Genomic DNA, 23,237 nt, shown 5'->3' on the forward strand with positions numbered 1-23,237 from the left:
CTGTCAGTCGTCGAGGCGGCCGTCGAGGGAGCCGCCCTGGTCGAAGAAGGGACGGATGCGGTTGTCGAACATGCTCAGCGCCGACCCGATCGCCATGTGCATGTCGAGGTACTTGTAGGTGCCCAGCCGGCCGCCGAAGAGCACACCCTTCTCCGCGGCCTCCTTCTTGGCCAGCTCGCGGTAGCGCTCGAGCTTCGCGCGGTCCTCGGGGGTGTTGATCGGGTAGTACGGCTCGTCGCCGGTCTCGGCGGAGCGCGAGTACTCCCGCACCACGACGGTCTTGTCGGCCGGGTACTCCCGCTCGGGGTGGAAGTGCCGGAACTCGTGGATCCGGGTGAAGGGCACGTCCTCGTCGGCGTAGTTCATGACCGACGTGCCCTGGAAGTCACCGATCGGCAGGACCTCGGTCTCGAAGTCCAGCGTGCGCCAGCCGAGCTCGCCGGCCTCGTAGCCGAAGTACTTGTCGATCGGGCCGGTGAAGACGGTCGGCACGTCGGCGGGCAGCTCGTCGCGGACGTCGAACCAGTCCGTCGACAGGCGCACCTCGATGTTCGGGTGGTCGGCCATCTTCTGCAGCCACGCGGTGTAACCGCCGACCGGCAGCCCCTCGTAGGTGTCGTTGAAGTACCGGTTGTCGAAGGTGTAGCGCACCGGGAGGCGGGCGATGACCGCGGCGGGCAGCTCGGTGGGGTCGGTCTGCCACTGCTTCTTGGTGTAGCCGCGGATGAAGGCCTCGTAGAGGGGGCGGCCGATCAGCGAGATCGCCTTCTCCTCGAGGTTCGCGGCCTCGGCGGTGTCGATCTCGCCGGCCTGCTCCGCCACGAGCGCCCGGGCCTCGGAGGGGGAGAAGCTCTTGTCGAAGTACTGGCAGATGGTGGCCAGGTTGATCGGCAGGGAGTACGTCTTGCCCTGGTAGATCGAGTACACCTTGTGCTGGTACTTGGTGAACTCGGTGAACCGGTTGACGTACTGCCAGACCCGCTCGTTGGACGTGTGGAACAGGTGCGCGCCGTACCGGTGGATCTCGATGCCGGTCTCGGGCTCGGGCTCGGAGTAGGCGTTGCCACCGATGTGGTCGCGTCGGTCGAGGACGAGCACGCGCTTGTCCAGCTGGCTGGCCACCCGCTCGGCCACGGTCAGTCCGAAGAAGCCGGAGCCGACGACGACGAGGTCAGGTCTCGCTGAGGTCACGCCTGGCGACTGTACCGGCGCAGGCCCCGCCGTCCCGGCTGCCGGCGGGGTGGCACACGGCCTTTCGTGACGGGACCGTCCCCCACGTCCCACCGGTCACACCCGGCCACGGCCGGCCGGCCCCGCTGCCGGGTCCGGCCCGGGCCTGCGCGGGGTGCGGAGGACGGGGCCCTTCTAGAGTCGCCTCGTGCCCGGCTCCCCTGACGTCCTCCCGCTGCGGGCCGTGGCGGTGACGTACTCGCCCGGGGAGGCGCTCGAGGGCTTCGTCACCTCGCTGGCCGAGGCCACGACCCGGCCGGTCGACGTCGTCCTCGCCGACAACGGCTCGACCGACGGCGTCCCCGAGCAGGTCGCCGCCCGCCACCCGCACGTGCGGCTGCTGCGCACCGGGGGCAACGTCGGCTACGGCGCGGCCGTCAACGCCGGCCTGGCCGGGGCCCCGGGCCGCTACGCCCTGGTGGCCAACCCCGACGTCCGCTTCGAGCCCGGCGCGGTCGACGAGCTGCTCGCCGTCGCCGCCCGCTGGCCGCGCGCGGCCACCGTGGGCCCGGCCATCCGCACTCCCGAGGGCGAGCTGTACCCCTCGGCGCGCGACCTGCCGCGGCTGTCCACCGGCGCCGGGCACGCGCTGCTCGGCTGGGCCTGGGCGGGCAACCCGTGGACGGCGCGCTACCGCCGGGAGCGCGAGGCGCCGCGCGAGCGCACCGCCGGCTGGCTGTCGGGCTCCTGCCTCCTCGTCGACCTCGAGGCGTTCGCCGCGGTCGGCGGCTTCGACCCGGGCTACTTCATGTACTTCGAGGACGTCGACCTCGCCGAGCGGCTCGGCCGCGCCGGCTACCTGCACGTGTACGCACCGACCGCCGTCGTCGTGCACGAGGGCGGGCACGCCACCCGCCGCGACCCCCACCGGATGCAGCGGGTGCACCACACCAGCGCGCTGCGCTACCTCGCCGCCCGGTACCCCGGCCGGCGCAACGCGCCGTTGCGGGCGGCGCTGCGGGCCGGGCTGGGGGGCCGGATGCTGGTGTCCTACGCGAGCGGGCGGGTGGCCGCCGGGGCGCGGTTCCAGCGCCGGCTCCCGGTGGTGCCCGATCCGTCCGTGACGGAGAGCTGACCCACTCCGCACCCTGCGCCCGGTGGGTCCGGTGTGTCCTCCTGCTGCTCCTGTGACGGCCGGAGGCCGTGGCGGTCCCGGGAGGGGTCGGGGCGGGCCTAGCATCGCTCCGATGGACGTTGTCGAGCCCGAGCGAGCTCGCGAACAGGGACGTGGTGCCGTGGACAAGCCGAGCCTGCCCGCCGAGACGTGGGACGACACCGTCGTCGTCGTCCGGGTGTACAACGAGGCCCCCGTCGTGGGCGGGGTCGTCGCCGAGCTGATCAACGCGGGCCTGCAGGTGATCGCCGTCGACGACGCGAGCACCGACACCTCCGCGGAGGAGATCGACAAGGCCGGGGCCTTCCGGGTGTCCCACCCGGTGAACCTCGGTGCCGGCGGCGCGCTCCAGACGGGCTTCGAGGCCGCGCTGCGGTTCACCGACGCGCGCTACATCGCCTGCTTCGACGCCGACGGCCAGCACCAGCTGCAGGACCTGCTGGGCATGATCCGGCTGATCCGGCAGGGCTACGACGTCGTCATGGGCTCGCGCTTCCTCGACAGCAAGACGCAGATGAGCCCGCTGCGGAAGACCATCCTGCAGCTGGCGACCAAGCTCATGAACCGCGGGGAGGGCACCAAGCTCACCGACGCGCACAACGGGCTGCGGATCGTCGCCCGCCACGTGGCCGCGCGGATCAAGCTCTCGCACGCGGGCATGGCCTACGCCTCCGAGCTCGAGCACGAGCTCACCCGCCCCGAGTACCGCGTGGTCGAGCACCCGGTGCACATCCTCTACACGGACTACTCGCGCGCGAAGGGCCAGCCGCTGCTGAACAGCGTCAACATCCTGGCCGAGACCCTCGCCCACCGACTGACCCACGGGAAGCGTCGATGATCATCAAGTTCCTGCTCGTCCCCGCGCTCCTCGGGGCGGTCTTCCTGTCGCTGCGGGCGCGCGCCTCGCTGCGCGGGCAGGCCCGGCGCAAGCTCCTCGCGCTGCTCACCACGGTCGCCGGGGTGCTCGCCGTCATCTTCCCCGACACGCTGCAGGTCGCGGCCGAGTGGGTGGGCGTCACCCGAGGAACGGACCTGCTCCTCTACGTCCTCGCGCTGGTGATCATCTACCTGGTCGGCAGCACCAGCGTGCGGTTCCGCGAGCAGGAGTCCCGGCTGGTGCTCCTCGCGCGCCAGGTGGCCCTGTCCGAGGCCGAGGTGCGCATGCAGCCCCGGCGCGCCATCGGGTCCTGACCCCACCGCACTCCCGCAGCACCGACACCACGGGCGCCCGGCGACCACGCCGGGCGCCCGTGGTGTCGTCGTGCCAGGGGGCCGTCGAGTCCTCGTACCGGGCGCGACCGATCGGCCTGGGCCGGCCGCGGACGCGGCGCGACCGCGCGGTCCGGTGCGGCGGCGCGGCCCGCGGGCGGAGTCAGATCCGCTCGCGCACCCAGTTCCAGTAGCGCTCCATCACCGCGTTCAGCAGGCCGGCGCCCTTCGGCAGGTCGATGACCGAGGCGTCGAAGCGCGCGGTCAGCAGCGGGGCGACGGCGCGGTCGGGCACGGTCCGCACCGCCTGCACCTCGGCGCGGCGCTCGCGCAGCCACGTGCGGTTGGCCCACAGCCAGCGGTAGCCGCGCAGCTTGGCCGGCAGCCACCCGCCCGCCGTCGCCACCACCAGCATGGCCACCTCCAGGGCCAGCAGCGGCGGGAGGAGCAGGCGCAGGGTCCGGCGCTCGTAGAGCGTGTAGAGCATCGCCAGCCGGTTGCGCTCCAGCAGGTGGAACTTCGCGGTGTTGCGGTTGGCCTCGTAGTGGTGGGCGACGACGGCCCGCGGGGCGTAGCGGACCCGCCACCCGCGCTGCCAGGCGCGCAGGGAGAGGTCGGTGTCCTCGCAGTAGGCGAAGAACTCCTCGGTGAAGCCGCCGAGCGCGTTCCAGACCTCGCGCCGCACGGCGAGGGCCGCGCCGCTCGCGCTGGCCACGTCGCGGTCCTCCGTGTGGCAGGCGGCCGGCTCCCGGAAGTACCCCGCCCAGGACAGGCCGAGGACGTGCACGGGGTTCCCGGCCGAGTTGAGGAGGTCCGGCTCCTGCTCGAGGCGCAGGCTGGCGCAGGCCAGGCCGACCTCCTCGTCCGCGACCGCGGCGGCGAGCTCCGCGAGCGCGTCGGGCTCCACCAGCGCGTCGGAGTTCACGAAGACGAGCACGTCACCGGTCGCGTGCCGGGCCGCCAGGTTGCAGCCGCCGGTGAACCCGGTGTTCGTCCCCGGCCGCAGCACCTGGACCCCCGGCAGGGTCGTCATCGGGGTCAGGTCGGGATAGGTGCACCCGTTGTCCACCAGCACGAGGTCCACGACGACGTCCCGGGAGGCGAGGATGCGTTTCACGCAGTCCTCGAGGAAGGGCTGGTCGCGGTAGGCCAGGACCACGGCCGTCACGCGGACGGGTGCCGACGCGTTGTCGAGTGGCATGGGAGCTGCGTTCCTCCGGGAGCATGGACCAGCGGTCCGCCGGAGGCGGAGAGCCAGACGGCCGCGGGCGACGGCGGCCGGGTCCAGGGATCAGGGACGAGGGTAGAGGTCTCGTGCACGACGGGGCCCGTGCCGGAGGGGCGCGTGCTCCCCACCGGGACGGCTGTGACGACCCGGTGCGGGTCAGCAGGCGGCCGGGGTGACCTCGCCGGTGGTCGGCTGCCGGCGCGTCGCCCGGTCGAGCGCCACCACCCCCACGGCCACGGTGGCGACGAAGGCGGCGACGAGCAGGCCCGCCGGCAGGGGCGGCGCCCAGCCCGGCTCGTCGATCCACCAGAACCCGTGCACGCCGTGCACGTACCGGTTGAGGTTGGCGACGAAGGCCACGACCTGGGCGATCCCGGCGGCGACGAGCAGCCCGCGGACCAGCGGGCGCGTCACGGCGGGCCCGAGGCGCCCGGCGAGCACGGAGCCGGACAGGACCGCCAGGCCGGCGCTGAAGGCCAGGATGTAGCGCCCCTGCCACGCGAACGCGCTCTCCCGGTAGGAGGAGAGCTCGGACGCGACCGGCATCACCACGCTGACCAGGACGACCGCCGCGATCGCGAGTCGCTCCCGCCGGCTGCCCAGCGCGAGGGCGAGGGCGACCAGCGCACCGACCGCCCCGAACCAGATGACGTAGACCACACCCGGTGACCAGGTGTCGAGCCAGCCGAACACCCCGACCATCTCGTACAGCTCCATGTCGAGCTTGCTGATCGAGAACAGCGCGGCGCGACTGGTCTCCAGGTCCGTGGGCCGCTCCCACTGCCGCAGCGCGTCACGGGCGAGGACCCACAGTCCGGTGGTCACCACCACGGCGCCGACGGCGAGGATGCCGGCGAGGGCGCTGCGCGACCGCAGGACGCCGGTCACCGACCGGGACGTGGCCACCGCGAGGAGCGTCACGGCGACGATCAGGAGCAGCCACAGGACGGACAGGGGACGGATGACGGCCAGCACCGCGGCGGCCGCCAGGCACCGGGCGACGAGGCGCCCCGGCGGGCGGGACCCGGCAGCGGAGGGGTCACCGTCCCCGCGCGGGCGGAAGAGCGCGAGCGCACCGGACCACAGGGCGATCCCGGCGGCCAGCTCCGGCCCCTGGGGGTTCACCGCGCCCGTGAAGAACAGCACCATGGGCGTGCAGGCGAGGACGACGCCCACCACCGGCCAGGCCGACGACCGTTCCCACGCCGAGGCCAGCGCCGAGGCGAGCAGCGCGGCGCAGAGGAGGACCGTCAGCAGGCGCATCAGGTAGATCGCGGGCGCGCCGTCCAGGATCAGGGTGGCCGACCCCGCGTACAGGTAGTACGCGGGCGGGTACCGCCCGGCGGTGGTGACCACCTCGGCCGAGCCCTCGCGGGGCACGAAGAGCTCCGCGCAGCCGGCGGGGACGGTGCCGTCGTAGATGAAGCAGCGACCGGCCGTGTGCGCGGTGGCGTAGGTGGCCGGCACGGTGACCGTGGTGTCGATCCCCTCGGTCGGGGCGAACAGGTCGCCCCGGACCGCGGCGGCCGCGTACACCACGTGGGCCGGCTCGTCGGGCACGCTGAAGACCGGGCCGGCGAGGGCCCACAGCCCCCCGAGGGCGCTGAACACCGCGAACGCCACCCACCACCGGAGCCGGGCGCGCGGCGCCGACCCGTCCCGTGCGGCGTTCCGGGACGCCCCGTGACGGGTCGCTCCGCGGGCGGGTGCGCCGTCGCCGGGGGTCGCACGCCGGTCGACGTCGGGACGGGGGTCGACCCGGTCGAGGGGCGGCGTGGCGTCCGCGCTCTGCTGGGGCCGGGTCACTGCACGGCCCCCTGCTCCGGGAGGGCGACCTCCACGAGGCGGCTCTGGCGGGACCTCGCGGCGAACACCAGCACCACCAGCGCGACCAGCGAGCCCAGCAGGAAGGCGGCGCCCACCCGCAGCTCGAGCTGGGAGGGCACGAGGAGGGCGAGGGCGAAGACGGCGGACCCGGCGCCCCAGCCGATCAGCGCCGAGCGGTAGGCCCGCAGCGCGATGAGTGTCTGGGCCATGACCTGGGCGACCATGTACAGCGCGGCGGCGACGGCCAGGGGGACGAGCACGGCGCGGGTGGCCACGAACTCCTCGCCGTAGAGCAGTCGCAGGGCGAACGGGCCCATGACCGCCATCACGAGGACGAACAGACCGCCGACGGCGGTGACGAGCAGCAGCACCTGACGCAGCTGGCGGGCGAAGGCGGCGCGCTGTCCCTGGGCGGCGAGCCGGGCCAGGGTGGGCAGGAAGGCCGCCTGCACGGCGCCGAAGAAGAAGAGCGGGATGCGGGTCATCACCAGCGCGGAGATGAAGATGCCCGCCGTCTCGGCCTCCCCGGGCTCGGCGAGCACCTGCGCGGCGATCGGCGCCGCGTTGACGATGAGCTGGGAGAGCACCGCGCCGCCGGTGAGGACCAGCAGGGGCGGCAGGATGTCGCGCCAGGCCAGCGCCGGGCCGGGCCGGCCGAGGTCCCCGAGCGGTCCGGCGCTGAGTGCCGCGGCCAGCAGCGGTGCCAGGACCAGCGCCAGGCCGAAGGCGAACACCGACGTCGTCGCGGTGACCGCCAGGAGGAGGGGCCCGACGATGCGCAGCGCGCCGTCGATGCCGAGCTGCGAGCCGTACCGGCCGAAGCGCTCGTTCCCGCCGAAGACGCCGCGCAGGACGTGCTCGGACGCCAGGCCCACGAGGCCGAGCACGAGGATGGGCACCAGGACGCCGTCGCCGGCGAAGACGTGCTCTCGCAGCAGGGGATAGCCGGCCAGGGCCACGAGACCGCACAGCACCACGGCGGCGAGCGCGTAGGTGGACGCCTTGGCCAGCACCGGGCGGGCACCCTCGCCGACCGCCCGCCGTGCCGCCGTGGCCCGGCTGACCTCCTGCTCGATCGGCTGGAAGAGCGCGAGGCCGGCGGCGTTGAAGATGACCCAGAGGGTCGCCACGGGCGCGAAGTCGACGGGGCCGAGGGCCCGGCCGGTCACCGTCAGGTAGGCGAAGGAGCCGAGGCCGAGGACGATCAGGCCGGCGGCGACGGGGCCGAGCTGGCCGATGAGGGGGATCGACCGCCACAGCCGGACGACCGCCCGCTCAGCGGGCCGGTCATCGAGCGGATCGACTGACATGGCTTCCTTCCCCGCGCGCGGGGGGCGCGCGCGGTGCTGCGGATGTGCGGCGAGGTGCCGGGCTCCCGGTCGCGTGGGCCGGACGCCGGTGCCGCGCTGCCGGAGCCTCACGCGCCGGCGGCCGTGGGACGGGCGCACCGCGGAGGCTGCCGCCGGGCCCGGTTCCCGGACGGGATCGCCGGGAGGAACCGGGTCCCACAGGGCGTGGGGGCGCCGCCGGCAGAGCTGGACATCGCGCCGAGGCTAGCTTCCCGTCGGGTGCTCGTGCTCCGCAGCGCCCGCCTGAGGGGCGCGGGTGACGAGTGAGGTCGGCGTGGTGCCTGGGGTCGGCCGCCGACCGGACACCCGCGCCGGCGGTACCCCGGCAGGCGTCCCGTGGGACGGGTGTGACGACCGGGCCCCGAGTGGGGGACGGGACGCCGTCGGGGCGTTTCGGCTCATCTCCCGGCGTCGGTGGCCGTACCGTTCCGTTCCGGACGGGTCCTTCACCGTCCGCACCCGCTGTACTGCTGTCCGCAGACGACCGCCCAGCAGATCGGAACGCGCGGCGTCCGTGTGCGGGACACGACTGCGGTGAGGTCGGCCGCGGGACCGTCAGCGAGCAGGGAGAGACATGGCACGGGAGACAGCGCTCGCCGTCGGGGACGGCGGCCCTCAGGCGGCGGACGAGGTCCGGCGTCCTCTGCGCCTGTCGAACCTGCGCCGTCCGGCCCTGCGCCTGCCCACCCGGGGGCGGCGCCGTCCGGCCGTCACCCTCGACCCCCGGCGCAACAGCCTGAACCTGATCCGGCTGGTCCTGGCCTCGGCCGTCCTGGTGGCGCACACCGTGCCGCTGTCCGGCCGGGGCGAGGGGCCCATGTGGGCCGGCGAGGGCCTGGGGGGCTGGGCCGTCATCGGGTTCTTCGTGCTCTCGGGCTACCTGATCACCGGATCCCGGCTGCGCTCGGACGGCGGGCGGTACCTCATCAACCGCGTGGTCCGCATCTTCCCGGGCTTCCTCGTCAGCCTGGTCGTGGTCGCCTTCGCCTTCGCCCCGGTGGCCTACCTGGTCGAGCGCGGGAGCCTGGAGGGCTTCCTCACCACGCCGACCACGCCGCTCGCCCACCTCTTCGACAACGCGCTGCTGCGCATGAACGACTACTCCGTGGCCGGGACGCTGGCCTCCGCCCCGTACCCGGGTGTCTGGAACGGCTCGCTGTGGAGCCTGTACTTCGAGTTCCTCTGCTACATCGTCGTCGGGGTCGTGGCGGTGGTGCCGGTCGTGCGCCGTCGGGCGTGGCCGATCGTGACGCTGTTCCTCCTCAGCGTGCTCGTCCACGCGACCATGCCGGTCGTGTCCGTCTACCTCGGCGGCAACGGCGAGTTCGTCCTGCTGATGAGGCTGCTGCCCTACTTCCTCGGCGGCGCCGTGCTCTTCGTCCTCAAGGACCGCTGCCCGCTCCGCTGGAGCCTCGCCGTCCCCGCTCTCGTCCTCGCGCTCGCGGCGATCGCCTGGCAGCCGGCGTGGGGTGGTCAGCTGGCCGCTCCGCTGTTCGCCTACGTGCTCCTGTGGCTGGGTGCGGTGCTGCCGTCGCCGCGTGCGGTGGTGGAGCACGACGTGTCCTTCGGCGTCTACGTCTACGCCTTCCCCGTCAGCCAGCTGCTCGTGCTCTCCGGCGGCCACACCCACGGCCTGCTGCTGTTCAACGTGCTGGTCGTCGCGGTCACGCTGGTGTTCGCGACGCTGAGCTGGCTCTACGTCGAGCGCCCGGCCCGCGACGCGGTCGCCGCCCAGGGGCGCCGCGCCCGCGCCACCCGCGTGCCGGAGGCGGTCCCGGCTCCGGCAGGATCCCCCGAGAACGGGGTCTCCGTGCGGGTCTGAGCCCGCCACCCGCCGGCAGCAGATCGGGAGGACCCGCCGTGCGCCACGCGGTCGTCATGGCGGGTGGGTCGGGCACACGGCTGTGGCCGCTGTCCCGCGCCACCCGGCCCAAGCAGCTCCTCGACGTCGTGCACGACGACTCCGACGGGGCGGGCGGCGCACGCAGCCTGCTGGCCGAGGCCTTCGCCCGGCTGGAGGCGGTGCTCCCGGCGGAACGGATCTGGGTCTGCACCGCGGCCCGCTACGGCGCGCAGGTGCAGGCCGCCCTGCCGCGGCTGCGCCCGGACCGGCTGGTGCTCGAGCCGGTGGCCCGCGACACCGCCAACGCCGTCGGGCTGGCCGCCGCGCTCGTGGCCGAGACCGACCCCGACGCCGAGCTCGCCGTCGTCAGCGCCGACCACGTCATCCGGCCGGTCGAGGCGTTCGCCGCCGCGCTGAGCACCGCCTTCGACGCCCTGACCGCGCGGCCGCGGGCGCTGGTCACCCTCGGCATCCGGCCCACCTCCCCGGCCACCGGCTTCGGCTACGTGCGCCGCGGCGCGGCGACCGGGGTACCCGGCGTGGCCGAGGCGGCCGCCTTCAAGGAGAAGCCCGACCGCGCGACCGCCGAGGTCTACCTGGCCTCCGGGGAGTACCTGTGGAACTCGGGGATGTTCGTCTGGCGCGCCCGCACCGTGCTCGACGCGCTCGCCGACCACCTGCCCGCCACCGCCGAGGGCCTCGACCGCGTCGTGGCCGCCCCGGCCGGACCGCAGCGCGACGCCGTCCTCGCCGAGGTGTTCCCCACGCTGCCGAAGACCAGCGTCGACTACGCCGTCCTGGAGCCCGCGGCCACCGAGCCGGGCCGCGTGCTGGTCGCCGACCTCGACGTCGACTGGCTCGACGTCGGCTCGTGGCCGGCGCTGGCGCAGACGCTGGCCACCGCCGACGGCAACGCGGTCGGCGGGCTGGCGGTGGCCCTCGACAGCGCGGGCAACATCGTCTTCAGCGACGACCCGGGGCACCTGGTGGCCCTGGTCGGTGTCCGGGACAGCGTCGTCGTGGCCACCGCCGACGTCACGATGGTGTGCCCGGTGTCCGACGCCGAGCGGGTCAAGCAGCTGCTGGCCACCGTCGAGGAACGGCACGGCACGCGCTTCAGCTGACGCGACGGGAACCCGGCGGGGGATCCGTCGTGCGGCGTGGTTGCATGCCTCCCATGCAGAGCTCCGACGTCGCAGCTGTCGTGTCCGGTGGGGCCTCGGGCCTCGGGGAGGCCACCACCCGTGCGCTCGCCGCGCGCGGTGCCGCGGTGACCGTCCTGGACCTCGACGAGGAGCGCGGCACGGCGCTGGCCGCCGAGCTGGGCGGGCACACGACGTTCGTCCGCACCGACGTCACCGACGAGGACCAGGTGGCCGCCGCGGTCGCCGACGCCACCGGCAAGGACCGGCCGCTGCGGATCGCGGTCAACTGCGCCGGCATCGGCTGGGCGCAGCGCACCGTGGGCAAGGGCAACACCCCGCACGACCTCGCCCCGTTCCTGCGCACCGTGATGGTCAACCTGGTCGGCACCTTCAACGTGCTGCGCCTGTCGGCCGCGGCCATGGCCGCCACCGAGCCGGAGGAGGACGGCGAGCGCGGCGTGGTGGTCAACACCGCCTCGATCGCCGCCTACGACGGGCAGATCGGTCAGATCGCCTACAGCGCCTCCAAGGGCGGCATCGTCGGCATGACGCTGCCGGCGGCGCGCGACCTGTCCACCGTCGGCGTCCGGGTCTGCACCATCGCGCCGGGCCTCGTCGACACGCCGCTGCTGGGCGGGCTGCCCGAGGAGGCCCGCACGGCGCTGGCCAACGGCATCCCGTTCCCCAAGCGCCTCGGCCGCCCCGACGACTTCGCCCGGCTGGCGCTCGGCATCATCGAGCACGGCTACCTCAACGGCGAGGTCATCCGGATGGACGGCGCCCTGCGGATGGCGCCCCGCTGACCTGACGGCTCCCTCTTCCCCGGAGACCCGGATGACCACCGCACCGCCGGCCCCGACCCCGCCGGCACCCGCGCTCCCCGCCCCCCGGGGTCCGGCACCGTCGGGCACGGGCACCGATCCGGACTTCAGCGACTGCTGGCGGCCGGACTGGGACGTCGACCTCAGGGCGGTGCTGCGGCCGCACCAGCGCAGCGCCGGGGACCCGGCGATGCAGTGGGAGGGGGATGCCGTCTGGCGGACGACGACCACCCCGTGCGGCCCGGCCACGGTCCGCATCACCGCCCGCTGCGGCGAGGTGCGGGTGCAGGCATGGGGCCCCGGGGCGGAGTGGGCGGGGACGGCGGTGCCGGGCTGGCTGGGCGCCGGCGACGACCCCGAGGGCTTCGAGCCGGGACACCACCGCCTGGTCCGGGAGATCGCGCGGCGCGTGCCGGACCTGCGGCTGAGCCGCACCGGCCGCACCTGGGACGCCCTCGTGCCCGCGGTGCTGGAGCAGAAGGTCACCGTGGTCGAGGCGCACCGCGTGTGGCGGGCGCTCCTGCGGCTGGCCGGCGATCCCGCGCCGGGCCCGGCGCCCGAGGGCATGCGGGTGCTGCCCTCGCCGCGGCGCCTGCGCGAGATCCCCGACTGGGACTGGCACCGCTGCGGCCTCGACGGTGCCCGCCGCCGGGCGCTGCTGCACGTCGCGTCGGTCGCCCACGCCCTGGAGCCCGACGACGACTGCGACTCACCGACCCTGCAGCGCAAGCTGCGCACGGTGCCCGGCATCGGCGTCTGGACGGCCGCGGAGGTCGTCCAGCGCACCTTCGGCTGCCCGGACACCGTCAGCTACGGCGACTACCACCTGAAGAACCTGGTGGGCTGGTCGCTCGCCGGCCGCAGGACCGACGACGACGGGATGATGGAGCTGCTCGAGCCCTGGCGCGGGCACCGGCAGCGGGTGGTGCGGCTGCTGCACCTCGGCGGGAGCATGCCGCCCCGCCGCGGCCCGCGGAACGCCCCGACGAACCACCGCCGCATCTAGCGGCGGCCGTCCTCCAGCAGGCCCAGCAGGTAGTCGCCGTAGCCGCTCTTGGCCAGCGGCTCGGCGGCGCGGCGCAGGCCGTCCTCGTCGAGCCAGCCCTGCCGCCAGGCGACCTCCTCGATGCAGCCGATCTTGAGGCCCTGCCGCTCCTCGACCACCGACACGAACTCCGTCGCCTGACGCAACGAGGCGAAGGTCCCGGTGTCCAGCCACGCCGTCCCGCGGTCGAGCACGGTGACGGTCAGCCGGCCCTCGCGCAGGTAGTGGTCGTTGACCGCGGTGATCTCGAGCTCGCCGCGGGCGCTCGGCCGGATGCCGCGGGCCACCTCGACCACCGACGACTCGTAGAAGTACAGGCCCGGCACGGCGTAGGAGCTCTTCGGCGCGGCCGGCTTCTCCTCGATGGAGAGGACCGTGCCGGTGCCGTCGAACTCGACCACGCCGTAGTCCCGCGGGTTGGCCACGTGGTAGGCGAACACGTGCCCGCCGTCGGGGTCGGGCAGCCGTCCCAGGGCGGTCCCGAGCCCGGCGCCGTAGAAGATGTTGTCGCCCAGGACCAGCGCCACCGACTCGTCGCCGACGAAACCGGCGCCGATGAGGAACGCCTGCGCCAGGCCCTCGGGCCGCTCCTGCACGGCGTACTCGATCCGCATCCCGAGCCGGGCGCCGTCGCCGAGCAGGCCCCGGAAGGCGGCCTGGTCCCCGGGGGTGGTGATCACCAGCACCTCGCGGACGCCGGCCATCATCAGCGTCGACAGCGGGTAGTAGACCATCGGCTTGTCGTAGACGGGCATGAGCTGCTTGCTCACGGCCTGGGTGATCGGGAACAGACGGCTGCCGGTGCCGCCGGCCAGGATGATGCCGCGCATGGCGCGGACGCTACCGACCGTGCCGGTCGGCTCGCCGCCTGGTCACCGCGCAGCAGCGCGTGCCGGGCGGCCGCGGGCGTCGCGGTGGGCGACCGCGCGCGTCCACCTCAGGTCCGGGCGCTGCCCAGCCACAGCCGGCCGACGAGGGACGACCCGCCCTGCGTGCCGACCGGCTCCCATCGGGTCGCCCAGCCCTCCGCGTGCAGCTGCACGACGACGGCGCCCAGCAGCGCGCCCAGGTTGAGCGCGGCGGCGATCCGCTCGCCGGTGGTGGCCGCGCGCTGCGGCAGGTGGACGTCGACCACGCCGTCGCCCTCCCCGCCGTGGCGCAGGACCACGGGGAACTCCGGCAGCGCGGCGCTGGCCACCCGGAAGGCCTCGGCGACCGCCTCGCGGTCGCCGTCGCGGGGGACCAGGTCGGCGGCCGGGTGCCGGCTGGGCACCAGGTCCCGGCTGCCGTAGGGGAACAGGTCGCCGGCGCCCAGGCGGACCAGCGGCCGGGTGCCGGGGTCCTCGGCCGGCGTCGCGTACGCCAGGCCGCGGACGACGGCGACCGGGACGCCGTCGAGCTTGCCCTTCACCAGGTCCGCGGCCGAGGCCACCTCGTCGACGACGGCGGTCTGGGTGGTCTCCAGCCGGTTGCCGTGCGCGTCCACGGCGCCGCGGTGGTCGGTGAGTGCCGTGATGCCGGCCGACCCCACCGCGACGTCGGTCAGCCCCTCGCGCCAGGTGCGGCCGAAGGTGTCGCTCACGACCACCGCCACCTCGACGCCGAGCAGCTGCCGCAACCGGTCGCGCAGCCCGCGCGCGGAGGCGTCGGCGTCTGCGGGGAGCAGCACGAGCGAGTCACCGGGCACGTTGGAGGCGTCGATGCCGGCCGCGGCGACCACCCAGCCGTGCCGCGTCTCGACGATCTTCAGCGGCCCGCGGCGGGCCACCACGCGCACCGTCTCCTCGTCGACGGCCCGCTGCCGCACGGCCTCGCGGTCGGCGCCCGGCGGCACCGGCACCACGCGGCCCTCGACCTTGGACACCACCTTGGACGTCACGACGACGACGTCGCCGTCGGCCAGCCACGGCGCGGCCCCGGCGACGGCCGCGGCCAGGTCGTCGCCGGCCGTGAACTCCGGCAGACCGCGGACCGGGAGGACCGCGATCCCGGCCGGCTCATCCATCGAGACGGACACCGGCGGCGTCCAGGGCGGCCCGGGCCATCGCGGCGGTCGCCTCCGGGGAGCTCATGAGCAACGGCACCGCGCGCACGTCCACGCCGGGGACCTGCGCGGGGTCGCCGGTGTGCACCAGCCAGGCGTCGAGCAGGCCGCCGTCGGAGCGCGCGCCGTAGTGCCGGCCGACGCCCTCGGCGCTGACCTCGACGCCGAGCACCGGCAGGCAGCGGTCGGCCATGCCGCGCACCACGGCGCCGGCCACGACGGGGGAGATCCCGACGACGCGGCCCGGAGTGGCCCGCAGCGCGTCGCGCAGGCCGGGCACGCCGAGGATGGTGCCGACCGACACGACCGGGTTCGACGGCGCGAGCACGACGGCGTCGGCGCGGGCCAGCGCCTCGACCACGCCGGGGGCCGGACGGGCCTGCTCGGCGCCGACCTGCACGAAGGCGTGCGGCTGCGGCTCGGCGCGGTGGCGGACCCACCACTCCTGGAAGTGGACGGCGCTGCGCCGGCCTGTGGCGGGGTCGTCGACCACGACGTGCGTCTCGACCCGCTGGTCGCTCATCGGCAGCACCGTGACCCCCGGCTGCCACCGGTCGGCGAGGGCCGTGGTGACGTCGGAGAGCGGATAGCCGGCGTCGAGCATCCGCGTGCGCACCAGGTGCGTGGCGAGGTCGCGGTCGCCGAGGCCGAACCAGGTGGGCTCGGCGCCGTAGGCGGCCAGCTCCTCCTTGACCGTCCAGGACTCACCTGCCCGTCCCCAGCCGCGCTCGGGGTCGATGCCGCCGCCCAGGGTGTAGACGACGGTGTCCAGGTCCGGGCAGATGCGCAGCCCGTGCATCGTCACGTCGTCGCCGGTGTTGACCACCGCGGTGACCGACGAGGGGGGTGCGACCTCCCGCAGACCGGTCAGGAAACGGGCCCCGCCGACGCCACCGGCGAGTACGACGATCTCCACGAAAGTCATCGTGCCCCATGGGCACTTGTCCACTGTTCGACGGGCGTGTCGAGGGAGTGCACGAGATGTGACGAACGAGGTGTGACGCGTGGGGCCGGTGTGGTCGACCGCTTACACCGGGCGAAGTTGACGCTCGGGCAACGACACGCGTGTAATTCCGGCGGTGTGCGGCGCGGGGGGATCCGCGTCGGAGGACGAGAGCGAGAGGGGACGCATCGTCATGGCAGAGGTCTCGTGGCTGAGCGACTACGTCAGCGGGTCGGATCGGGTCTCCCGGGAGAGCGGGTCGGCCGACCAGGGTCTGATGGGCATGCTCGGCATGGGCCTGACCGACGACGTGCAGTCCTGGCAGGAGCGCGCGCTGTGCGCCGAGACCGACCCGGAGGCGTTCTTCCCCGAGAAGGGCGGTTCCACGCGCGAGGCGAAGAAGATCTGCACCGGCTGCGAGGTCAAGGCCGAGTGCCTCGAGTACGCCCTCGCCAACGACGAGCGCTTCGGCATCTGGGGCGGCCTGTCCGAGCGGGAGCGTCGCCGCCTGCGCCGCCGCGCCATCTGAACGACGGCCCCCGCGCAGGGGGCTGAACGGGACGTCCTGCACACCGGCGTGCGACCCCCCAGTCCACCACCGCAGCCCCCGACGGCACCGCCGTCGGGGGCTGCGGCGTCCCCGGGCGGGGCCGGCCCGTGTGGTCCGATGGGCCGGTGACCGGCGACAGGGACACGCGGACGGTGCTGGGCAGGGCGCGCGTCGCCGCCGAGGTCCGCGCCGCCGTCCCGCTCGCCCGGGACCTCGCCGCCCCGGTGACCGCCGCGGCGCCCTGGCTGACCGCCGTCCTCTCGGTGCAGGCGGCCCGTCCCCGGCCCCGGCTGCTGCCCGCCGCGGTCGCCGTCGGGCCGCGCGGGTCGGGCCGGCCCGACGCGCTGGCCCTCCTGGCGCTGGCCACGGCCGGCCCGGTGGTCACCGCGACCCTGCTCGGCGACGGCGTCCCCCTGCCCGGTGGCCGGCCGCCCGGCCGGCTGCTCGCCCGCGACGACGACGCCGCCGAGCGGCTCGCCGCGGGCGTGCTGGACCTGCTCGCCGGGCTGTACCGGCCCTGGCGGCTGCGGCTGGCCGGGCTGCCGCTGGGCGACCCCGTGGTGCGGGAGATGGCGCGGCTGCGGCCCGACGCCCGGGTGGCCACCTCCCGCAGCCGACTGCTGGTCGACCGTCTCGACGACGCCGCCTCCGGACCGGTCCTGCGCAGCCGGGAGCCGCGCGCGATCGACCGGGTGCTGCCGGACCTGCTCGCGGCCGAGCCCGACGCGCGCGCCCGCGACCTGGTCCGTGCGGCGGCCCGCCTGCACGCCGCCCTCGGCCAGGTCGAGGTCGCCACGGTCCGGGTGGGCGGGCGGTTGCGCGCCGGGCTGCTCACGCTGGTCGACGGCGCCGACCGGCTGCCGTGGTGGGGCCGCTCGGAGGTCGGCGGGCTGGACACGGTGCGCGGCGCGCCCCTCGTCGGCGTCACCGTCTCCGGCCGGGGCCGGGTGCTGCGGCCGGTGCTCGACCGGGCGACGCGGCTGGCCCCGGCGCTGCCGGTCAGCCGGCGACGCGGATCCGGCTGAGCAGCGGGTCGGGCAGCGCCTCGGCCCGCTCGGTGCCCAGGAACAGCGCGCCGCCCGCGGGTGCCTCGCCGTCGACGGCCGGCCCGTCCGGGGCGACGGTGACGGTCAGGTCGTAGACCCGCCCGGTGTAGGCCGGCGGGGTCGCGGAGGGGCGGACGTAGGTGGGGAAGCGGCCGGTGAGCCGGAGCGCGCCGCCGTCGCGGGTCACGCCGAGCGCCGGGGAGGGCAGGTCGGCGTACTCGGTCCCGGTGGAGGTGCAGCCGGCCGCCCGCGGATCGGCCGGCGCGGTGGTCCCGAGGCAGTTCCAGGCCGGCAGCCGCAGGTGCGCCAGCGCCGTGCCGTCCGTCCCCACGCTGACGCTCACCGACGGGTAGCCGACGGTGACCCCGACGGCGCGCTGCTCGAGCACGAGCCCGCCCAGGGCCAGCCGGGCGGTGGCGCCGTCGCGGCCGAGGGGCACCGACCGCGCGGCGAGCAGACCCGCGCCACGCTCGCCGGGCAGCGGGTCGGTGGGGACGGGCGGGAGGTCCGGGCGGGCCGTCGTCGGGGCGGCCGGCGGTGCCGTCGTCGGCGGGGCGGTCGCCGCCGGGGGAGCGCCGGCGGCCCGCTCCGTCGGCGCGCCGCCGCCCAGGGCGAGCCCGGCGAGGACGACGACCAGCGTCAGCACCGCGGCGGCGAGCCCGGCGACGGTGCGCGGTGCCGCGTCCGGGCCCGCCGGGACCGGCGGCAGAGGCGGCGGGGCGGCTCCCCGCGGCGGCGGGCCGGGGGTCCCCGGGGGCGCCTCGAGGAACCCGGGCAGGTCGTCGACCGCCCAGCGCGGGCCGGGGGAGCGGGCCGGCGCGGGGGGCGCCGGGGGCGGCGCGGGTCCGTCCCGCCGGCGGGTCAGCAGCAGCCCCGCGACGACCGCCGCGAGCGCCAGGAGGGCCGCGCCGAGCACGACCCAGGCGGCGAGCGGCGCGGGGGACTCCATCCCGAGGAGCATCCCAGGGGCTCCTCCGGCCGGGCTCCCTGCGGCGCGCCGGGGCTGCTGCCAGGATCCCGGGGTGGCGGAGAACGGACCGGGGTCGGCCTCGTCGGGAGCAGCGTCGGGAGCACGCGAGCGGGTCGTCTCGCTCCTGGCCGAGCTGGGGGTGTCCGAGCCGGTCCTCGCCGTGGCCGACCTGTCCGTCCGGCTCGGCCTGGTGCAGGGCGTGCTCGCCGACCGGGTCCTGGACCTCGCGGTCACCGAGAGCGGCCGCGGCCGGCTGCTGGCCGAGCTGCGCGGCCGGCGCTGGGCCGAGGAGCGCCGGGTCGGCGTCCCCGAGGTGGTGGCCGCCGCCGACGACGGCCGCTGGCTGCTCTCCCGCCGCGTCCACCCCGCCCCCTCCGGCGGGCCGCGCTGGACCGCCGCGGCGGTCGAGGCCGCGGTGCGCATCGCGCCGCTGCCGGCCCCGGCGGGCGAGCCGTGGCAGCCCCCGGCCGGCGGGTCCCTGCGCCGGACCCGCGGCACGCTGCAGGACGGCTCCCGGCTCGTCCGCGGTGGCGTGCGGCTCGGGGAGCTGCGGGCGGTCCGGGTGGCCGCGGCGCAGCTGCCGCTGTCCGAGGTCGCGCACGGCGACCTGCGCGCGGCCAACGTGGTCATCGACGCCGGGGACCCCGACGGCGAGGAGCGGCTGGTGGTCCTCGAGTGGTCCGGCGTCCGCTCCGCCCCGCGGCACCGCGACCTGCTCACCCTGTGGGCCACGACCCCCGACGCGCAGGACCGCGCGCAGATCGGCGAGGTGGTGCTGTCGCGGACCGCCGGCTGGGAGGAGCCCGACGTGGGGCTGCTGTGGCACGCCGTCGCCCTCGAGCAGCTGGTGGCCCGGCTGACGCGCACCGACCGCGGGGACGGCCTGGACGTCGCCTTCGCCCGGGCCCGCCTCGACGAGGCGCGCGCGATGGCCCGCGAGCTCGGCAGCCCGGTCGACCGGGGCTGACCCGGCCGCGGGGCGTCGTCAGCCGGTCGGGTCGATCTCCTCGGGATCGCGGCCGAGGAGCACCGCCACCTGGTCGACGACGACGTCGCGCACCAGGTCGGCGAGGTCGTCGCGGTCGTGCGCCCGGACCTCCAGGGGCCGCCGGTAGACGATGATCCGCGCCGGCACCTCCCGGCCGTCCTCGCGGTGGGGCGGCAGCACCCGCGCCAGCGGCACGGTGCCGTCGTCGAGCACGTCGGGGTCGAGCACGACCTCGTCGGGGCTGGTGTGGTCGACCCACGGCACGTCCTCGACGGCGAACTCCACCCCGGCCAGCTCCCGCTCCCAGCGGTGCTCGAGGTCCTCGACGACGTCGAGCACGAGGTCGTCGAACTGCTCGGCGCGGCTGCGCGCGAGGGGGACCTCGTCGGGCACGAGGCGCCCGCGCAGTCCCCGGCCGTGCCGGTCGCGGCGGGACCGGGCGGGCCCGGAACGGTCGGGGCGGACGGGTCGGCTCATGGCGGGAGGAGCGTACGGCGCGCCGGGGGAGGCGGTCAGCGGGAACTCCGGAGGCGGGCGGCTCGTCCACCCCGGTGACGGGACGCGCGGGGACGTCGGGTTGGATGGGAAGCGAGGGACTCCCACTCGGTGAGTCTGTCGCCGACTCCCGGGGTACGCCGCTACTGTGCCCTGCGTGAGGAACCGGTGGTGAGGCAGTCACGTCGCTGCAGTCGCAGCGGCTGCGCGCAACCGGCTGCGGCGACCCTGACCTACGTCTACGCCGAGTCGACCGCGGTAGTCGGTCCGCTGGCGACGTACTCGGAGCCGCACAGCTACGACCTCTGCGAGTTCCACGCCGAGCGGCTCACCGTGCCGCGCGGGTGGGAGGTCGTCCGGCACGAGATCGACGTCGAGGACTCCGGCCCGACCGGTGACGACCTGCTCGCCCTCGCCGACGCCGTCCGCGAGGCGGCCCGTCCCGAGCCGCCGCGGCCCCCGGCCGACGACGGCCGCGGCACCCGCCGCGGACACCTCCGGGTCCTGCCCGACCTCGACTGATCGTCCCTCCCGGGCCGGGGTCCGGGCCCGCCGATAAGGTCGTCCGGACCGGGGGACCGCCTCCGGCCAGTCCAGGCGAGGGTGGGCAGTGACGGACCTGTCGGCGATCATCAAGGCCTACGACGTCCGGGGCGTCGTCCCCGACCAGTGGGACGAGGACGTCGCGCGGCGCATCGGTGCCGCCTTCGCCGAGTTCGTCAGCGCCGAGAGCGGCGCCACCGCGGTGGTCACCGCGCACGACATGCGCCCCTCCTCGGTGCCCCTGTCCCGCGCCTTCGCCGAGGGCGTCCTCTCCCGCGGGGTCGACGTCGTCGAGGCGGGGCTCGGCTCCACCGACCTGCTCTACTTCGCCGCCGGCTCCCTCGACGTGCCCGGCGCCATGTTCACCGCCAGCCACAACCCGGCGCAGTACAACGGCATCAAGCTGTGCCGCGCCGGAGCCGCCCCCGTGGGGCAGGAGTCCGGGCTGGTCACCATCCGCGAGTGGGCCGAGCGCGACACCTACGACCGTGCACCCGCGCGGGTCGCCGAGGTCGCCCAGCGCGACCTGCTGGCGGAGTACGCCGCCCACCTGCGCTCGCTGGTCGACCTGTCGGGGATCCGCCCCCTGCGGGTCGTCGTCGACGCCGGCAACGGCATGGGCGGGCACACCGTCCCGGTGGTGCTCGACGGCCTCCCGCTCGACGTCGTCCCGCTGTACTTCGAGCTCGACGGCACCTTCCCCAACCACGAGGCCAACCCGCTGGACCCGGCCAACCTGGTCGACCTGCAGGAGGCGGTCCGCCGCGAGGGCGCCGACATCGGCCTGGCCTTCGACGGCGACGCCGACCGCGTGTTCGTCGTCGACGAGCGCGGCGAGCCGGTGAGCCCCTCGGCGATCACCGCGCTGGTCGCCGTCCGCGAGCTGGCCAAGGGCCGGGGGACGACGGTCATCCACAACCTGATCACCTCGCGCGCGGTGCCCGAGATCGTGCGCGAGCACGGCGGGCAGCCGGTGCGCACCCGGGTCGGCCACTCCTACATCAAGGCCGAGATGGCCCGCACCGACGCCGTCTTCGGCGGCGAGCACTCGGCGCACTACTACTTCCGCGACTTCTGGCGGGCCGACACCGGCATGCTCGCCGCGATGCACGTGCTCGCGGCCCTCGGCGAGCAGAGCCGGACGCTGTCGGAGCTGACCGCCGCCTACAGCCGCTACGCCGCCTCCGGGGAGATCAACTCCACGGTGGCCGACGCCGCCGCGAGCACCGCCGGCGTCCGCGAGGCCTTCGAGGCCGAGGGCGCGACGTTCGACGAGGTCGACGGCCTCACCGTCGACCTGCCCGACGGGTCGTGGTTCAACCTGCGGGCCAGCAACACCGAGCCGCTGCTGCGGCTCAACGTGGAAGCGCCCGACCGGGCGCGGATGGAACAGCTCAGGGACCGGGTGCTGGGGATGGTGCGCGCGTGACGCAGGGGACGACGTCGGGACCGCTGGGGCTGGACCCGCTGCTGCTGGAGGTCCTCGCCTGCCCCGACACCCACCACAGCCCGCTCACCGTCGACGAGGCGGCGAGCGAGCTGGTGTGCACCACCTGCGACCGGGCGTTCCCGGTCCGCGACGGCATCCCGGTGCTGCTGCTGGACGAGGCTCGACCGCGCGGCGGAACGGGAACGGCCACCCCGTGACCTCGCCCGAGCTGGCCGAGGAGGTCCTCGACGACCTCGACGTGCTGCGCGCCCGCGACCCGCGCGGCCTGCTGCCCGCGGTCGCCGGTGCGGGTGCGCAGGTGCGCGAGACCGCGCGGCTGACCGAGGAGGCGGGGCTGGACCGCGTCACCGGCGGCGGCCGCCCGCGCGGCCTGGTCATCGTCGCCCGGCGCGAGGGCGCGGTGGCGGCGTCGGTGCTGCGGGCGCTGCTCGGCCCGTCCAGCCCGGTCACCGTCGACGTCGTCCCGGGCCCGGACCTGCCGGTGTGGACCGGCCCGACCGACATCGCCGTCGTCGCCACCCGGACCGGCGCCGGTCGCTACGCGGTCACCCCGGCCTACGAGGCGGCCCGCCGCGGCGTGACCCTGCTGGGCATCGGCGCCGAGGACGCACCGCTGCGGGCGGCCTGCTCGACCGCGCGGATGCCCTACGTCCCGCTGCCGCGCGCGCGGGTCCGGCACACCACGCTGTGGTCGCTGCTCACCCCGCTGCTGCGGCTGGCCACCGACCTCGGCCTCCTGCGCCCGGAGGCCGCCGACCTCGAGGCGGTCGCCTCGGCCCTCGACGAGGTCGCCGGGGAGTGCGGCCCGGCCCGCGAGTCGTTCACCAACCCGGCCAAGACGCTGGCGCTCGAGCTGCTCGACGCCTTCCCGGTCATCGCCGCCGAGGGGCCGCTGGCCGACACCGCGGCGGCCCGGTTCGCCGACCAGCTCGCCACCCTCGCCGGCCTCCCCACCAGCGGCTTCCGGCTGCCCGACCAGCGGGTGGCCGCCTGCGCCGTCCTGGGTGGCCCGCTGGCGCCGCGCGAGGCCGACGACTTCTTCCGCGACCGTGCCGAGGACGAGGGCCGCCGGCTGCGGCTGCTCACCATCCGCGACACCGACGCCGCCCACCACGACGGCGCCGGCGAGCGCGAGCCCCGCTCGGCGCACGAGGCGATGACCGAGGTGCTGCGCACCGCGGCGGCCAGCAACGTGCCGGTCAGCGGGCTGGCCGAGCACGGCGACGCCGACCGGCACGGCCGGCTGCCCCGCCTCGCGCGGCAGCTGGCGGTGGCCGACTTCAGCGCCGTCTACCTGGCGCTGGTGCTCGACCAGGAGAGGGCGCTGCGGCGGTGACCCGTTGGCCGGTGTCCGATCCGCCGGCCCGGGGTACCGGCACGGAGCGCACCGACCCGAC

At 75.7% G+C, this 23,237-nt stretch carries 23 protein-coding genes; 14 read left to right on the forward strand and 9 right to left on the reverse strand.

Features of this window, described 5'->3' with window-relative positions; translation table 11 throughout:
• Positions 1-3: 3 nt before the first annotated feature.
• Positions 4-1,191, reverse strand: a complete 1,188-nt coding sequence (glf, locus tag HLV61_RS05715; protein WP_369253427.1) for a UDP-galactopyranose mutase — start codon at positions 1,189-1,191, stop codon at positions 4-6.
• Between the two features lie 187 nt (positions 1,192-1,378).
• Between glf and HLV61_RS05720 the strand changes: the two genes are divergently transcribed.
• The 3 genes from HLV61_RS05720 to HLV61_RS05730 all read left to right on the forward strand — a co-directional run bounded on the left by HLV61_RS05720 (position 1,379) and on the right by HLV61_RS05730 (position 3,535).
• Positions 1,379-2,305, forward strand: a complete 927-nt coding sequence (locus HLV61_RS05720) for a glycosyltransferase family 2 protein (RefSeq protein WP_369253428.1) — start codon at positions 1,379-1,381, stop codon at positions 2,303-2,305.
• 160 nt (positions 2,306-2,465) lie between these two features.
• Positions 2,466-3,182 carry a glycosyltransferase family 2 protein gene (locus HLV61_RS05725; RefSeq protein ID WP_369253429.1) on the forward strand — a complete coding sequence of 239 codons (717 nt, stop codon included), beginning with the start codon at positions 2,466-2,468 and terminating at the stop codon, positions 3,180-3,182.
• Positions 3,179-3,535, forward strand: a complete 357-nt coding sequence (locus tag HLV61_RS05730; protein ID WP_369253430.1) for a DUF2304 family protein — start codon at positions 3,179-3,181, stop codon at positions 3,533-3,535. Before HLV61_RS05725 ends, HLV61_RS05730 begins: the two co-directional genes overlap by 4 nt.
• A gap of 181 nt (positions 3,536-3,716) precedes the next feature.
• Here the strand turns inward: HLV61_RS05730 and HLV61_RS05735 are convergent, their stop codons facing one another.
• The 3 genes from HLV61_RS05735 to HLV61_RS05745 all read right to left on the reverse strand — a co-directional run bounded on the left by HLV61_RS05735 (position 3,717) and on the right by HLV61_RS05745 (position 7,918).
• The gene (locus tag HLV61_RS05735; RefSeq protein WP_369253431.1) at positions 3,717-4,754 is read right to left on the reverse strand and encodes a glycosyltransferase; all 1,038 of its coding nucleotides are present in this window, start codon (positions 4,752-4,754) and stop codon (positions 3,717-3,719) included.
• A gap of 183 nt (positions 4,755-4,937) precedes the next feature.
• On the reverse strand, positions 4,938-6,404 hold the full coding sequence (locus HLV61_RS05740; protein WP_369253432.1) for a DUF2142 domain-containing protein: 1,467 nt from the start codon (positions 6,402-6,404) through the stop codon (positions 4,938-4,940).
• A gap of 179 nt (positions 6,405-6,583) precedes the next feature.
• Positions 6,584-7,918, reverse strand: a complete 1,335-nt coding sequence (locus HLV61_RS05745) for a lipopolysaccharide biosynthesis protein (RefSeq protein ID WP_369253433.1) — start codon at positions 7,916-7,918, stop codon at positions 6,584-6,586.
• Positions 7,919-8,531: 613 nt separating this feature from the next.
• On the opposite strand from HLV61_RS05745, the gene HLV61_RS05750 reads away from it, so the two are divergent.
• From HLV61_RS05750 to HLV61_RS05765, 4 genes are read left to right on the forward strand one after another with little or no spacing between them, the layout of a single operon-like run.
• Positions 8,532-9,779: an acyltransferase family protein gene (locus tag HLV61_RS05750; RefSeq protein ID WP_369253434.1), complete on the forward strand. Its 1,248-nt coding sequence runs from the start codon at positions 8,532-8,534 to the stop codon at positions 9,777-9,779.
• A 38-nt stretch (positions 9,780-9,817) separates the two neighbouring features.
• Positions 9,818-10,924 carry a mannose-1-phosphate guanylyltransferase gene (locus tag HLV61_RS05755; RefSeq protein WP_369253435.1) on the forward strand — a complete coding sequence of 369 codons (1,107 nt, stop codon included), beginning with the start codon at positions 9,818-9,820 and terminating at the stop codon, positions 10,922-10,924.
• A gap of 53 nt (positions 10,925-10,977) precedes the next feature.
• Positions 10,978-11,748: an SDR family NAD(P)-dependent oxidoreductase gene (locus HLV61_RS05760; RefSeq protein ID WP_369253436.1), complete on the forward strand. Its 771-nt coding sequence runs from the start codon at positions 10,978-10,980 to the stop codon at positions 11,746-11,748.
• Between the two features lie 31 nt (positions 11,749-11,779).
• The gene (locus HLV61_RS05765; protein ID WP_369253437.1) at positions 11,780-12,772 is read left to right on the forward strand and encodes a DNA-3-methyladenine glycosylase family protein; all 993 of its coding nucleotides are present in this window, start codon (positions 11,780-11,782) and stop codon (positions 12,770-12,772) included.
• On the opposite strand, the gene rfbA is transcribed toward HLV61_RS05765, so the two are convergent.
• The 3 genes from rfbA to cofD form a co-directional block, all read right to left on the reverse strand.
• On the reverse strand, positions 12,769-13,641 hold the full coding sequence (gene rfbA / locus HLV61_RS05770) for a glucose-1-phosphate thymidylyltransferase RfbA (RefSeq protein ID WP_369253438.1): 873 nt from the start codon (positions 13,639-13,641) through the stop codon (positions 12,769-12,771). The genes HLV61_RS05765 and rfbA overlap by 4 nt on opposite strands.
• Before the next feature lie 107 nt (positions 13,642-13,748).
• Positions 13,749-14,828, reverse strand: coding sequence for a coenzyme F420-0:L-glutamate ligase (locus HLV61_RS05775; RefSeq protein ID WP_369253439.1), 1,080 nt, complete (start codon positions 14,826-14,828; stop codon positions 13,749-13,751).
• Positions 14,809-15,771, reverse strand: a complete 963-nt coding sequence (gene cofD, locus HLV61_RS05780) for a 2-phospho-L-lactate transferase (RefSeq protein ID WP_369253440.1) — start codon at positions 15,769-15,771, stop codon at positions 14,809-14,811. The genes HLV61_RS05775 and cofD overlap by 20 nt, the downstream gene beginning before the upstream one ends.
• A 304-nt stretch (positions 15,772-16,075) precedes the next feature.
• Here cofD and HLV61_RS05785 point away from each other — a divergent pair, with 304 nt between their 5' ends.
• Together HLV61_RS05785 and HLV61_RS05790 are read left to right on the forward strand one after the other, a co-directional pair.
• Positions 16,076-16,327 carry a WhiB family transcriptional regulator gene (locus tag HLV61_RS05785; protein ID WP_170149355.1) on the forward strand — a complete coding sequence of 84 codons (252 nt, stop codon included), beginning with the start codon at positions 16,076-16,078 and terminating at the stop codon, positions 16,325-16,327.
• A 146-nt stretch (positions 16,328-16,473) separates the two neighbouring features.
• Positions 16,474-17,373, forward strand: coding sequence for a hypothetical protein (locus HLV61_RS05790; RefSeq protein ID WP_369253441.1), 900 nt, complete (start codon positions 16,474-16,476; stop codon positions 17,371-17,373).
• On the opposite strand, the gene HLV61_RS05795 is transcribed toward HLV61_RS05790, so the two are convergent.
• Positions 17,348-18,355, reverse strand: coding sequence for a hypothetical protein (locus HLV61_RS05795; RefSeq protein WP_369253442.1), 1,008 nt, complete (start codon positions 18,353-18,355; stop codon positions 17,348-17,350). The two genes, HLV61_RS05790 and HLV61_RS05795, sit on opposite strands and share 26 nt — an antisense overlap.
• Before the next feature lie 61 nt (positions 18,356-18,416).
• Between HLV61_RS05795 and HLV61_RS05800 the strand changes: the two genes are divergently transcribed.
• On the forward strand, positions 18,417-19,331 hold the full coding sequence (locus HLV61_RS05800) for a hypothetical protein (RefSeq protein WP_369253443.1): 915 nt from the start codon (positions 18,417-18,419) through the stop codon (positions 19,329-19,331).
• Positions 19,332-19,349: 18 nt separating this feature from the next.
• On the opposite strand, the gene HLV61_RS05805 is transcribed toward HLV61_RS05800, so the two are convergent.
• On the reverse strand, positions 19,350-19,829 hold the full coding sequence (locus HLV61_RS05805) for a metallopeptidase family protein (RefSeq protein WP_369253444.1): 480 nt from the start codon (positions 19,827-19,829) through the stop codon (positions 19,350-19,352).
• A gap of 189 nt (positions 19,830-20,018) precedes the next feature.
• Between HLV61_RS05805 and HLV61_RS05810 the strand changes: the two genes are divergently transcribed.
• From HLV61_RS05810 to HLV61_RS05825, 4 genes are all read left to right on the forward strand, one after another.
• Positions 20,019-20,369 (forward strand): DUF3499 domain-containing protein, encoded by a 351-nt coding sequence (locus HLV61_RS05810; RefSeq protein WP_369253445.1) that lies wholly within the window; start codon positions 20,019-20,021, stop codon positions 20,367-20,369.
• Positions 20,370-20,457: 88 nt separating this feature from the next.
• Positions 20,458-21,819: a phosphomannomutase/phosphoglucomutase gene (locus tag HLV61_RS05815; protein ID WP_369253446.1), complete on the forward strand. Its 1,362-nt coding sequence runs from the start codon at positions 20,458-20,460 to the stop codon at positions 21,817-21,819.
• Entirely contained in the window at positions 21,816-22,037 is a 222-nt protein-coding gene (locus tag HLV61_RS05820) for a Trm112 family protein (RefSeq protein ID WP_369253447.1), read from the forward strand. Before HLV61_RS05815 ends, HLV61_RS05820 begins: the two co-directional genes overlap by 4 nt.
• A complete protein-coding gene (locus HLV61_RS05825) occupies positions 22,034-23,176 on the forward strand; it encodes an SIS domain-containing protein (RefSeq protein ID WP_369253448.1) in 1,143 nt (380 codons plus the stop codon). Before HLV61_RS05820 ends, HLV61_RS05825 begins: the two co-directional genes overlap by 4 nt.
• Positions 23,177-23,237: the final 61 nt, after the last annotated feature.

This window comes from Geodermatophilus amargosae (genome assembly GCF_041028265.1).
GTDB classification, from domain to species: domain Bacteria; phylum Actinomycetota; class Actinomycetes; order Mycobacteriales; family Geodermatophilaceae; genus Geodermatophilus; species Geodermatophilus amargosae_A.

Excerpts from the sequence above, each read along its gene's own strand:
- HLV61_RS05785 (WP_170149355.1), top strand. The coding sequence starts at position 16,076 with ATGGGCATGCTCGGCATGGGCCTGACCGACGACGTGCAGTCCTGGCAG.
- HLV61_RS05795 (WP_369253442.1), bottom strand. The coding sequence starts at position 18,355 with ATGCTCCTCGGGATGGAGTCCCCCGCGCCGCTCGCCGCCTGGGTCGTG.
- HLV61_RS05750 (WP_369253434.1), top strand. The coding sequence starts at position 8,532 with ATGGCACGGGAGACAGCGCTCGCCGTCGGGGACGGCGGCCCTCAGGCG.
- rfbA (WP_369253438.1), bottom strand. The coding sequence starts at position 13,641 with ATGCGCGGCATCATCCTGGCCGGCGGCACCGGCAGCCGTCTGTTCCCG.
- HLV61_RS05805 (WP_369253444.1), bottom strand. The coding sequence starts at position 19,829 with ATGAGCCGACCCGTCCGCCCCGACCGTTCCGGGCCCGCCCGGTCCCGC.
- HLV61_RS05735 (WP_369253431.1), bottom strand. The coding sequence starts at position 4,754 with ATGCCACTCGACAACGCGTCGGCACCCGTCCGCGTGACGGCCGTGGTC.
- HLV61_RS05745 (WP_369253433.1), bottom strand. The coding sequence starts at position 7,918 with ATGTCAGTCGATCCGCTCGATGACCGGCCCGCTGAGCGGGCGGTCGTC.
- HLV61_RS05760 (WP_369253436.1), top strand. The coding sequence starts at position 10,978 with ATGCAGAGCTCCGACGTCGCAGCTGTCGTGTCCGGTGGGGCCTCGGGC.
- HLV61_RS05730 (WP_369253430.1), top strand. The coding sequence starts at position 3,179 with ATGATCATCAAGTTCCTGCTCGTCCCCGCGCTCCTCGGGGCGGTCTTC.
- HLV61_RS05765 (WP_369253437.1), top strand. The coding sequence starts at position 11,780 with ATGACCACCGCACCGCCGGCCCCGACCCCGCCGGCACCCGCGCTCCCC.